The sequence below is a fragment of the Allorhizocola rhizosphaerae genome (assembly GCF_003426775.1).
GTDB lineage: Bacteria > Actinomycetota > Actinomycetes > Mycobacteriales > Micromonosporaceae > Allorhizocola > Allorhizocola rhizosphaerae.
Genome location: NZ_QJUG01000253.1, coordinates 1 through 11,375 on the forward strand (window position 1 = coordinate 1; position 11,375 = coordinate 11,375).

Genomic DNA, 11,375 nt, shown 5'->3' on the forward strand with positions numbered 1-11,375 from the left:
CGCGCCGCGATCGCCGCCTTCTCCGCCCGGTGGCGCACCGACTTCGCGGCGAACCCCGGTTCCTCGGTCGAGCCGGGCCGCACCGCCGTCGCCCCGCCGTGCACCTTGTCCACGAGGCCCTGCTCGGCCAGCGCCTCAAGGTCGCGGCGGATCGTCATGTCGGACACGCCGAACTCGGCCACGAGATCGCTGACCCGCACGCCCCCGTGCTGCCGGACCCGGTCGAGGATGGCGGCCTGCCGTTGCTGAGCTAACACGTGCCCACCATAATCCTTTGGATTGGGCCGGGCGGGCGCTGGAGGGATGGCTTGCGGCTTCCCCGGCGGAGCGGGCGGAGTGTTACTTGGAATGCCCTTGCCGCAGCCACACGGCCACGCGGCCACACGGCCTAGCGGGCGGCCGCGGCGAGACGCCCGCCGCCATGAGGCACTGAGGGGCTGCGGCATGCGTGAGATCGTCATCGACCTCGGGGAAGAGTGGGCGCCGCCGGCGTCCGCCCCCCGTCCCGGCCGCCGGTCCAAGCCCGCGTTCCTCGTCCTGCTGCTGCTCCCGTTGGTGCTCGCCGGTTCGCCCGGTGTCCCGCCGGCGCCGAGCGTGACCGAGCTGGGCCTGCTCGCGGTGCCCGACACCGGCGGTGAACGGGTCGTCTTCGACGACATCATCGTTGTGGCAACCCACTTCGGCTGGGTGTCCGCGTTCGAGCTGAACGGGCGGCCGCGGTGGCGCGCTCAGATCGATGCGACGACCGACGTGCTGAGCATCCAGCGGGCCGGCGGGCTCGTCCACGTGACCGCCGACAGCGCGGGGCAGACGACGACGATCGGGTTCGACCCGGCCACCGGGCGGCAGGAGTGGAGTGCACCCGGTCAACTGTCGGTTGTGGACGATGCGGCCGTGCTCGTGAACCGGCCGCACAGCGTGAACGTGTTCGACGCCGCGACGCTGCGGGAGCGCTGGTCGGCCGGTGCCATTGCGGCGCAACCGTTTCCCGACAGCGGGAGCATCTTGGTGCTCACCGGCGATGGCGAGATCAGCGAGCGCAAGCTGAGCACGGGCGCGGTGATCGCAACGGCCCGGGTGACCCTGCCCGACAAGCCCCGGCTGCTGGTCGGTCGCGATCGGATAGTCATCCGCGGCAGGCTCGACAGCGTGTGGCTCGACCGGGCCACGCTGCGGCCCGCCTCCCCCACGGTGAACTGGAGCCAGTGGCGCGACTGCGGCCCGGTGATCTGCGCGCGCATCGAGGACGGCGAGCGCACGCTGATCGTCGACCCGCGCGGCGGGCAGGTGCTGCGGGCGCTGCCCGAGGGCAACGCGGCCGTGGCCACCCCGGCGGGGCTCATGGTGCTGGCCGACGGCTCGGACGGTTCACCGGCGGTGGAGACCCTCGATCCGATCAGCGGGCGGCGACGGATTCCGCTGTCGGGGTGGTACACGGTGTCCGGCAACGCGTCGGGCAGCGTGCCGCCGCTGTTGGTGTGGCCCACGCATGGCCGGTCCTATCTGGCGCAGTTGCGTCCCGACGGGCTGCTGATCATCGCCAGCGTGCCGCACGAGCTGTCCGAGTGCCTGTACGAGCGGCACCTGCTGCTTTGTTCCACATCCCAGGGCCGGCTGGGGCTGTGGCGGGTACGTTCAGGAAATGGGGCATGACCATCCACATCCGGAAATTCCGCCCGCACCGCCGCGCGTGCGGCGCATCATCGCGGCCATCCTCGTGCCCCTCGTCGTGGCCACCGCTGTCGGGCTGATCGCGCTCTGGCCCGGCCCGGTGAGCCGCCAGGCCACCCAGCCCGGAATCCTGCACGGCACGGTCGAGTCGACAACCCCGCCGTGTCCCGTCGGGACACCCGCGACGCCGGGCGGGCCGTGCGGCACGGCGCGCGTGCGGATCGGCGACCAGGTGGTCGACGCGACCGTGCCGTCGGGCCAGACCGCGCCCTCGCTCGGCGTGGGCGACCGGGTCGTGGTGCGAGGCGGGGACGGGCGCTACGCCGTCGTCGACCACGACCGGTCGCGCGGGCTGCTGATCCTGGTCGCGCTGTTCGCGGCGGCGGTCATCGGGTTCGCCCGCTGGCGCGGGCTGACCAGCCTGGTGGGCCTGGCCGTCTCGTTTGGACTGTTGCTCGCGTTCGTGTTGCCGGCGATCCAGCAGGGGTCACCGCCACTGTTGGTAGCGATCGTGGGCGCGGCGGCCATCATGTTCGCGGTCATCTATCTCACACACGGCGTGAGCGTCTCGACCTCGGTGGCGGTGCTCGGGACCCTGGGCGCGCTCGTGCTGACCGGGGTGCTGGGACTGTTCGTCACGGACGCGCTGCGCCTGACCGGCGGGGGCACCGAGGAGGCGGCGATCCTGACCAATGTGCTGTCCGGAGTGGATCTGCGCGGGCTGCTGCTCGCCGGGATCATCATCGGCACGCTGGGCGTGCTCGACGACGTGACCGTCACCCAGACCGCGATCGTCAACGAGCTGGCGCTGGCCGACCCGACCCTGCCCGCACGCCGGCTCTACACGTCGGCGCTGCGGGTCGGGCGGGCGCACGTGGCGGCGGTCGTCAACACCATCATCCTGGCGTACGCGGGTGCGTCGCTGCCGCTCATGCTCCTGATCGTGGTGGGTGGCACGGGCGCCATGGACGTGGTGACCACGCAGGCGATCTCGGCCGAGATCGTGCGCGGCATCGTCGGCACGCTGGGCCTGATCGCCGCCGTGCCGATCACCACGGCCCTGGCCGCATGGATCACGACCAAACGCCGGACTTAGCACCTTATCGGGGTTAACGTGCTGATATGGAGGACGAAGAAGACACCCGCTGGCCCGCGTTCGCGGGCATCATCACTACGCTGCTGGGCGTGTTCAACATCGTCGAGGGGCTCCTGACGATGTTCAACGAACGCTACGGCGGTCAATACGGCGGGTACTTCTTCTTCCTCAACCTGACCGGCTGGGGCGTGCTGCACCTGCTGCTGGGCCTGGTCCTGACGGCCGTCGGGGTGGTGCTGTTCGTCGGCCTCGAGTTCGAATATTCCGACTGGGCCAGCCCGGTCGCGGTCGGTCTCGCCGGCGCCTCCGCCATCTTCCAAATGATCTACGTGAACATGATCCCGACCTGGTCGCTGATCAACGTCGCCTTCGCCGTGCTCATCATCTATGCCCTCGTCGTCAAGGGCCGTGGCCGGGCTGCGCTGCTGCCACCCCTGCACGTCGAGCCGGTGACCCCCGAGCCCCCGCCCCGGGAAGACGACGACGAGCACGACCGCCCCTAGGCCATGGCGCGTCCAATGTGGATGCATAGCCGGCCGGCCTCACGGCCTGTTCCCCAGCCGTAGTTGAGCGCGTCCGCCGCGCGAATCGGGGCCGATCGGCTACCCCGAGGCGGTGGGCCGCCCGGCACGGGTCATCGTCGCAGCCAGCGGGCTCGGCCGGAACGCGTCTCGGTTTGGCTCTCGGTTCACCGGTCCTGCTGACCGTCCAGGTGACGCTCAAGGGCGTCCAAGTGCGTGCCCCACAACTGGCGATAGGGCGTGAGCCAGTCGTCGATCGCCCGGAACTGCTGGGCTTCGATGCGATAGATGCGCTGCTGCGCCTCGATCCGGCTGGAGACGAACCCGGCCTCGCGCAGCACCCGCAGATGCTTGGACATCGTGGGCTGACTGACCTCCAGCAGCTTGACCAGCTCAGTGACGCTGCTCTCCGACAGGCGCAGCCTATCCAGGATGCGGCGCCGGGTGGGCTCCGCGATCACTGCGAACACATCAACTGCCATGGAGCTAGTATGCCATTTCGGGCATATGCTCGTCAACGCCTATAAAGACGTGGACCTAGCGAAGCGGGATGTCCAACCAGAACAGTCCGGTGGACCCGACCGTGTCGAACGGGGTCGTTGTCGTCCAGGCAGAGTGCCGTCGGCGCGCTCGGGCCTGGTACGAAGGTGAGCTTGCGCGGCCCCTCCGATCCGCAAAAGCGTTGTCGCCGTTGGCAATCCAGACTCCGGCGTCGACCCGGCTGACCGAGGGAATCCACGCCGTCGGGCGACGCCGGCCGCATGCGACGGTCATGCGCGGAGGCGAGCAGGCCGCACCGGCAACACGCATTCATTCAGTTAGATAGAGCGCTTCAGCCGCGCGGGCCACCAGCGACGTAGATGACCTGACCGGTCACGAAGCCCGCGCCCTCGCTCACCAGAAACGAGATCGCGTGCGCCACATCGGCCGGATAGCCCACCCGGCGCACCGGTGTCTCAGCCGCCCGTGCCGCCTGGAACTCCTCGAAATCCACGCCCACCCGCGCTGCCGTGGCCGCGGTCATCTCGGTCACGATGAAGCCTGGCGCGACCGCGTTGGCCGTGACACCGAACGGGCCCAGCTCGATCGCGAGCGTCTTGGTGAACCCCTGCATGCCCGCCTTCGCGGCCGCGTAGTTGGCCTGGCCGCGGTTGCCAAGTGCCGACGTGCTCGACAGGTTCACGATTCGGCCGTACTTTTGCTCGACCATGTACTTCTGCGCGGCACGGCTGCACAGGAACGCGCCCCGCAGGTGCACCGCCATCACCGTGTCCCAGTCGTCGTCGGACATCTTGAACAGCAGGTTGTCGCGCAGCACGCCCGCGTTGTTCACCAGTGCGGCGGGCGGGCCGAGCTCGCCGGCGATCCGCTCGAACGCGGCCTCCACATCGGACGCCGACGACACGTCCGCGCCCACGGCAATCGCCCGCCCACCCTCGCGCGCGATGGTCGCGACCGTCTCGGCGCACTGCTCGGCCGTCAGGTCGACGGCCGCCACGGCGAACCCGTCGGCCGCGAGGCGCGCAGCCGTACCGGCGCCAATCCCCCGGCCCGCGCCGGTCACCACAGCAACTCTCATATGCTTCTGCTTCCTCCGCTACGCTCCAGGAGCCCCGGCCATCGATTTACTCGGGCAAGCCCTCGCTCATGTACGTGACCGTATCTTTTCGGTGACAGCACGGATGACACCGGGCGGCGGCCTGCGCGTTCCTCTACCGCATCCGTGCGTACATCGACCACCTGACCTTGCGGACAGGAACGTGGTCGCATGGGCGTGACGCGCAACGTAGCCGACTTCGCCCTATGGGAGTCGAGATCGCCGATCCTTGGCAGGCAGCCGCCAACGACGGTCAGTAGGCGCCGCGCGCGCGGAGGACGGCGCCGAGGGTCTTCCACATGATGAGCAGGTCGGTGGTGAGGCTCCAGTTTTCGACGTAGTACAGGTCGAGCCGGATGCCGTCCTCCCAGCTCAGGTCCGACCGGCCGCTGACCTGCCACAGGCCGGTGATGCCCGGTTTGACCAGCAGCCGCCGCGCCACGTCGCCGTCGTACTGCGCCACCTCGCTGGGCAGCGGCGGGCGCGGACCGACCAGGCTCATCGATCCGCCGAGCACATTGAACAATTGTGGCAACTCGTCCAGGGAGTATCGGCGCAGCACCCGCCCGACCCGGGTCACGCGTGGGTCATTGCGGATTTTGAACAGTAGCCCGTTGCCCTCGTTGAGCGCGGCCAGCTGCTCCACCATGCGGTCCGCACCGGTCACCATGGTGCGGAATTTGAACACGTCGAACTCCTCGCCGTCCTGCCCGACCCGCCGCTGTCTGAACAGGACGGGCCCACGGCTGGTGAGCTTGACGGCCAACGCGATCAGCAGCATCAGCGGGGACAGGATCAGCAGCCCCGCCATGGCGATGAGCCGGTCGGTGAGCCCCTTGACGATTTTGCCCCCGCCGGTGAAGTCGGGCGGTTCCACGTGGATGAGCGGCAGCCCGGCCACCGGGCGCGTGCGGATGCGTGGGCCCGCCACGTCGGTCAGCGCCGGCGCTACGACGAGGTCGATGCCGCTGCCTTCCAATTGCCAGCCGAGCCGGCGCAGGCGCGATGCGGTGAGCTCGGCCGAAGCGGTGACGGCGATGGTGTCGGCCCCGCTGGCCGTGGCCGCCTCGACGATGGTGCGGAACGAGCCCACGACGGGGATGTCGTTGAGATGCTGCGGTTGCGGTGTGGCAAGCGCGTGTGGGATGCATGCTCCCACAACCTGATAGCCGGTCCACGCCTCGCGCCGTAACTGGCGCACCAGCTCCATCACGTGCGGGACGTCACCGACGACCAGGACGCGGTGGGACCATCCCCGATGCGCGGCCCGTGCCTTATGTAAGGATCGGCGCGCGATCCAGCGCAACAGGAGCAATCCCCCGGTACCGATCAAAAACGCAAAAGCGAGGAAGAGCCGGGAAACGTCGCTGCGGAAGACATAGTCGGCGATGGCCAGCGTGCCTGCCAGGCGGAAGCTGGCCTGCAACACCTGGCGGTACTCCTCGGCGCCGTAGCCGAGCACCCGCGGGTCGTAGCACCGCATCCACCGAAGAGACAGCAACCACGCGACAACGATGAAAGGACCGATGATTTCGTATGGGGGAGCGTCACCGACCGGTCCGCTCGTGTCGGCGAACCGCGCGAAGTAGCCGCCGATCGTCGCCACAACGATGACCAACGTATCGACGAGCATAACCGTTCGGACATAGCTGCGGAGGCGTCTGCGGGTAAGGGACACCGCGGCTGTTGGCCCGCCCCATAATGTTGCGCTGACCTGCGCAGTTGTCATCCTTGCCCCCTGGTTAGACCACACCATATCTCCCCGGCTGTGCCATCCTTATTGCAGATCATCCAGCCACGGATCGTTCAGACGGAAAGCCGTCAGAGGACGTATCGGTTCGGTGGAGGGACGCGCAACAAATCGTTGGTCAAGCGGTGCGAATACGCAACGAATGACCCCTTACAAGCACGTGTCACGCGTAGTGGCCGCAATGCCAACCGAATTAGCGTTGACGCATGCAGAGGCGCTTCCTGATGTGTCGGCCGACATACTTTGCCGTCACCTACCGGATTAACCCGTGGATGGACCCGTCCGCTCCTTACGACACCTCCTTGGCCATCAGCCAGTGGGAGACATTGGTGCAAGCCTATGACCAGTTGGGGCACAAAGTCGAGTTCATCGATCCACTCCCGGGCTTGCCGGACATGGTGTTCGCCGCCAACGGCGGGACGGTCATCGACGGCAAGATGTATACGGCGCAGTTCCGGCACGCCGAGCGCGCCGACGAGGCCCCGGCATATCGAGACTGGGCGGAGCGCGCCGGCTTCGAGGTACAGGAAGCAAAGCACGTGAATGAAGGTGAGGGCGATCTTCTTCTCGCCGGTGAATTCCTTTTGGCCGGTACCGGTTTCCGCACCGCTCATGCGGCCCACCTCGAGGCGCAGGAGCTGTTCGGCCGCCCCGCGATCGCGCTGCAGCTGGTGGATCCGCGCTTCTACCACCTCGACACGGCCCTCACCGTGCTGTCGCAGAACAACATCGCCTATCTGCCCGAGGCGTTTTCGCCCGGCAGCCAGCAGATCCTGCGCAAGCTGTTCCCCGACGCGGTCATCGCCAACGAAGAGGACGGTGTCGTGTTAGGACTCAACGCCGTGTCCGACGGGCACAACGTCGTGCTGCCCGTGCAGGCGAAACATCTGCAGCAGGCGTTGAAGGATTCCGGATACAACCCAATCCCGGTGGACGTCTCCGAGTTGCGCCTCGCCGGTGGCGGGCCCAAGTGCTGCACCCTGGAGTTGCGGTCATGAAACTCACACCATCGTCGGTTGCCGACGCGCAGCGGTGGACCGCGCACAACTATCACCCGCTGCCGGTCGTCATCGCGTCGGCGGAGGGCTCGTGGGTGACGGACGTGGACGGAAAGCGTTACCTGGACTGCCTCGCCGGATACTCGGCGCTCAACTTCGGCCACCGCCACCCGGCGCTCATCGCGGCCGCGCACGCTCAGCTCGACCGGCTCACGCTGACCAGTCGCGCGTTCATTCACGACCACTTCGCGGAGTTCTGCCACCGGCTGGCCGAGCTCACCGGGCAGGATCTCGTGCTCCCGATGAACACGGGCGCCGAGGCGGTCGAGAGTGCCGTCAAGGTCGCGCGCAAGTGGGGATATCAGGTCAAGGGAGTGCCTGCGGGCAGGGCCCGGATCATCGTGGCGGCCAACAACTTCCACGGGCGCACGACCACCATCGTTTCGTTCTCGACCGACTCGGACGCGCGGGACGACTACGGCCCCTATACGCCGGGTTTTGCGGTCGTGCCGTTCGGGGATCTGGATGCGCTGGCCGACGCGATTGACGAGCACACGGTTGCCGTGCTGCTGGAGCCGATCCAAGGCGAGGCCGGGGTGATCGTGCCGCCGGATGGGTACCTGGCGGGTGTGCGTCAGTTGTGCACGGCCAACAACGTGCTGTTCCTGGCGGATGAGATCCAAAGCGGACTGGGGCGGACCGGCTACACGTTCGCGGTGGACCACGATGGCGTGCAGCCCGACATGCACATCCTGGGCAAGGCGCTCGGCGGCGGGATCGTGCCCGTGTCGGCGGTCGCGGCGTCGCGTTCCGTTTTGGGGGTGCTCAAGCCCGGACAGCACGGCTCGACGTTCGGCGGCAACCCGCTGGCGTGCGCCGTGGCGATTGAGGTCGTGAAGCTGCTCGAAAAGGGCGAATATCAGCAGCGGTCGGCGGAGCTGGGCGCGCTGATGCATGCACGGCTGAATTCGCTTGTGGGGCAAGGCATTACGGCCGTGCGGGGGCGCGGGCTGTGGGCGGGTGTGGACATCGACCCGTCGCTCATGACCGGGCGGCAGGCGGCGGAGGCACTGATGGCCCACGGCGTACTCGTCAAAGAGACGCATGGCTCCACGCTGCGCCTGGCACCCCCACTGGTCATCACTGAGCCCGAACTGGACTTCGCCCTCGACCGCCTGGAAACCACCCTCCACCAACCTTCCGGTCGATCATGAACTTAAGTCCATGTTCGGCGGCGTGTCGTCGCCATAACTTCATGGTCAACTGACCGAGGATCGTCAACTCGGGGTTGACGCTCGTCATGCCGTCAACTTAAGGTTGACGGCATGACACTCGATGAGCTGATCACACAGGTCAAGGGGAGGCACCCCGACGGCACAGCCCTCGATCACCTCGGCGAGGCATGCGCCCTCGCGGGCCACCTCGATGAGCTCGCCGATCACCTGGTCGGCCACTTCGTGGACCAGGCGCGGCGGGGCGGCGCGTCGTGGACGATGATCGGCCAGAGCATGGGCGTGACCAAGCAGGCCGCCCAGAAGCGGTTCGTGGCGGGGGAAAGCTCGCTCGACCGGTTCACCGATCGGGCCAAGATCGCCGTGCTGAAGGCGCAGAACGAGGCCCGCAACCGGGGCCATCAGGAGGTCACGAGCATGCACCTGGTGCTCGGCCTGTTGGCCGAGTGGGAAGGGCTCGCCGGGCAGGCCCTCGCTGCCGCCGGGCTTACCAAGGACGCGGTCGCGGAGGCGGCCGTGGCCGGGCTCCCGCCATCGGCAAAGCCCATCGCCCGTCACGTGCCTTACTCTGCTGGGCTGAAGAAGGTGCACGAGCTTGTCGTGCGCGAGGCGTTGCGCTTGGGGCACAACTATGTGGGCACGGAACACATCCTGCTCGGCTTGCTCGAAGCGCACGAAGAACCCGGCGCCCGGGCGCTCACCGAGCTTGGAGTCACCAAGGCTGGCGTCGAGGCCTGGACCCTTCAAGCGCTGGAACGGCTTAAGGCTGATAACACCCGGTGAAATGTCGGTGGCTGGGATTATCGTTCGAGGCATGGTTGATCGGCGGTGGATTCTTGGTTACCGGGTCCGCGCACAGCAGCTCGATCGGCCCGGCGGGGGCGCGCTCGACGACACCGCCGTCCTTGACGTCGGCGTGCAGGACACCGGGCCCGACGGGGGCATGTGGGCGCTGGCCATCCGCGGCATAGCGGCGGAGGCATTGGCTCCCCACGACTTGATCCTGCTGTGGACCCTGCGCGGCGCGCCACACCTCTATCGCCGGGCCGACACGAGCGCGATCATCGCGGCGGCCGAGCCCTATTCGGAGGCCGACGCGGGCAAGCGCATCTTCGACGCCGCCAAGCCGTTGAAGGCGGCCGGCCTCGGCAACCTGGAGGCGCTCGACGAGGCGGCCAAGCGGATGCGCGCCATCGTGACACGGCCCATGACCAAGGGCGATGTGTCGGCGCGCGTCGCGGCCGAGCTGCCGGCGCCCTATCTGCGGTTTTGCCGGGCGTGCAACGCCACCCATATGTTTGAGATGACCTTCCGGTTTGCGGCCACGCATGCCGGGCTGGAGCTGCAGCCCGGCACCTCCCCGCCGGTGTTGCAGCGCATCAAGGGGTTCAAGCGGGCGCGGGCGGTGGGCGAGCGGTTCGACCTCGTCCGGGGCTACCTGCGCCTGTTCGGCCCGGCCACGCCCAAGCAGGTCGCCGAGTTCCTGGACGCACCGGTCAAGGAGGTGAAGGCGCGCTGGCCCACCGACACCGTCGAGGTCCGGGTGGCGGGCGAGACGCGGTGGCTGCTGGCCGGCGCGCCCGAGCCGGCCGAGTTCGCGGGGGCCCGGCTGCTCGGGCCATACGACCTGTTTCTGCAGGCGCGTGACAGGAAGACGCTCGTGCCCGACGCCGACCGGGCCGGTGAGCTCTGGCCGGTGATCGGTCGGCCGGGTGCCGTGCTTGCCAACGGTGACCTGGTCGGCAGCTGGCGGCCCCGCTCGTCGGGCGGCAAGCTCACGGTCGCGGTCCAACCGTGGGGCAAGCTGTCGGCTCCCATCCGCCGGGCCATCGCGGAGCAGGCCGAGCGGCTCTCCGCGCACCGAGGGGTCGCGCTCAAGGCAGTCGACTATTGATGGCGCAAGCCGCCGGACCTTTCGCCGAGCAGGCCCAGCGGCTCGGCGCGCTCGAAGCGACGGACGGACGGCCTACTGATTACGGAAGATCATGGTTGGGGCCTCGCCCACGACCGAGGAGCTGTCGACCGGGCGGGTGCTCGACAGTGCGCCCAGCCGTCCAATCTCGACACCGGGGAACAGCTCGATGACGTCCGACGGCCCCAGCAGCCGGTGCGCGCCCTTGGTGAGTGCCAGCTCACCGTCGGCGGCCCCGCCGAGCCGGATCGTCGTGCCGTTCATGCTGGTGTCGGTGACCATAATCCCTTGCGGCCCAAGCGTAAGCGCCACATGCGAGCGGCTCACCTTGGCCAGCGCCTCCTCGCCCAACCAGTGCCCGAGCACGATGCCGTTTTCGGGCGCGCGCCCGACCATCAGCGGGGCTGCGGCCGTCACCACGAATCGGGTGCGGATGACGCCGTCCACGCGCACGGCCAAGACCTGCTGCGGCGGGCGAGGGCCGGCGTCGCCGAGCGGGGCGTCGTGGCGTGGGCAGGACGGCTGGGCGGCGCGCAGGCGCGGGATCGGCTGGCCGGTGCCCCGGCGGGCCGGACCGAACGCGCCGCACTCCGGGTCG

12 protein-coding genes are annotated in these 11,375 nt (G+C 68.6%); 7 read left to right on the top strand and 5 right to left on the bottom strand.

All coding sequences use genetic code 11. From position 1 onward, the window contains the following. Nucleotides 1-257: DeoR family transcriptional regulator (locus DM816_RS35470; RefSeq protein ID WP_162908163.1), on the bottom strand; the 257-nt coding region annotated here is incomplete at its 3' end. Between the two features lie 187 nt (nucleotides 258-444). Between DM816_RS35470 and DM816_RS35475 the strand changes: the two genes are divergently transcribed. Genes DM816_RS35475 through DM816_RS35485 form a run of 3 tightly spaced genes read left to right on the top strand, consistent with a single transcriptional unit; the run spans nucleotide 445 to nucleotide 3,270 of the window. Next, nucleotides 445-1,653 carry an outer membrane protein assembly factor BamB family protein gene (locus DM816_RS35475; RefSeq protein WP_162908164.1) on the top strand — a complete coding sequence of 403 codons (1,209 nt, stop codon included), beginning with the start codon at nucleotides 445-447 and terminating at the stop codon, nucleotides 1,651-1,653. Next, on the top strand, nucleotides 1,643-2,767 hold the full coding sequence (locus tag DM816_RS35480) for a YibE/F family protein (protein ID WP_246002544.1): 1,125 nt from the start codon (nucleotides 1,643-1,645) through the stop codon (nucleotides 2,765-2,767). Before DM816_RS35475 ends, DM816_RS35480 begins: the two co-directional genes overlap by 11 nt. Before the next feature lie 26 nt (nucleotides 2,768-2,793). Then, nucleotides 2,794-3,270 carry a DUF7144 family membrane protein gene (locus DM816_RS35485; RefSeq protein ID WP_117214857.1) on the top strand — a complete coding sequence of 159 codons (477 nt, stop codon included), beginning with the start codon at nucleotides 2,794-2,796 and terminating at the stop codon, nucleotides 3,268-3,270. Between the two features lie 185 nt (nucleotides 3,271-3,455). On the opposite strand, the gene DM816_RS35490 is transcribed toward DM816_RS35485, so the two are convergent. The 3 genes from DM816_RS35490 to DM816_RS35500 all read right to left on the bottom strand — a co-directional run bounded on the left by DM816_RS35490 (nucleotide 3,456) and on the right by DM816_RS35500 (nucleotide 6,614). Further along, entirely contained in the window at nucleotides 3,456-3,770 is a 315-nt protein-coding gene (locus tag DM816_RS35490; protein ID WP_117214859.1) for an ArsR/SmtB family transcription factor, read from the bottom strand. Between the two features lie 350 nt (nucleotides 3,771-4,120). Beyond that, complete coding sequence (locus DM816_RS35495; protein ID WP_117214861.1) at nucleotides 4,121-4,867, bottom strand: SDR family oxidoreductase; 747 nt, start codon at nucleotides 4,865-4,867, stop codon at nucleotides 4,121-4,123. 271 nt (nucleotides 4,868-5,138) lie between these two features. Then, nucleotides 5,139-6,614: a sugar transferase gene (locus DM816_RS35500; RefSeq protein ID WP_117214863.1), complete on the bottom strand. Its 1,476-nt coding sequence runs from the start codon at nucleotides 6,612-6,614 to the stop codon at nucleotides 5,139-5,141. Between the two features lie 227 nt (nucleotides 6,615-6,841). Here DM816_RS35500 and ddaH point away from each other — a divergent pair, with 227 nt between their 5' ends. The 4 genes from ddaH (at nucleotide 6,842) to DM816_RS35520 (ending at nucleotide 10,759) form a co-directional block, all read left to right on the top strand. Then, nucleotides 6,842-7,633 carry a dimethylargininase gene (gene ddaH / locus DM816_RS35505; protein ID WP_117214865.1) on the top strand — a complete coding sequence of 264 codons (792 nt, stop codon included), beginning with the start codon at nucleotides 6,842-6,844 and terminating at the stop codon, nucleotides 7,631-7,633. Then, nucleotides 7,630-8,847 carry an ornithine--oxo-acid transaminase gene (gene rocD / locus DM816_RS35510; protein ID WP_117214866.1) on the top strand — a complete coding sequence of 406 codons (1,218 nt, stop codon included), beginning with the start codon at nucleotides 7,630-7,632 and terminating at the stop codon, nucleotides 8,845-8,847. The genes ddaH and rocD overlap by 4 nt, the downstream gene beginning before the upstream one ends. Before the next feature lie 111 nt (nucleotides 8,848-8,958). After that, nucleotides 8,959-9,648, top strand: coding sequence for a Clp protease N-terminal domain-containing protein (locus DM816_RS35515; RefSeq protein ID WP_117214868.1), 690 nt, complete (start codon nucleotides 8,959-8,961; stop codon nucleotides 9,646-9,648). 31 nt (nucleotides 9,649-9,679) lie between these two features. Next, entirely contained in the window at nucleotides 9,680-10,759 is a 1,080-nt protein-coding gene (locus DM816_RS35520; protein WP_117214869.1) for a winged helix DNA-binding domain-containing protein, read from the top strand. Between the two features lie 72 nt (nucleotides 10,760-10,831). On the opposite strand, the gene DM816_RS35525 is transcribed toward DM816_RS35520, so the two are convergent. Continuing rightward, nucleotides 10,832-11,375, bottom strand: a 544-nt coding sequence (locus DM816_RS35525) for an FHA domain-containing protein (RefSeq protein ID WP_162908165.1), incomplete at its 5' end; no start/stop codon positions are given.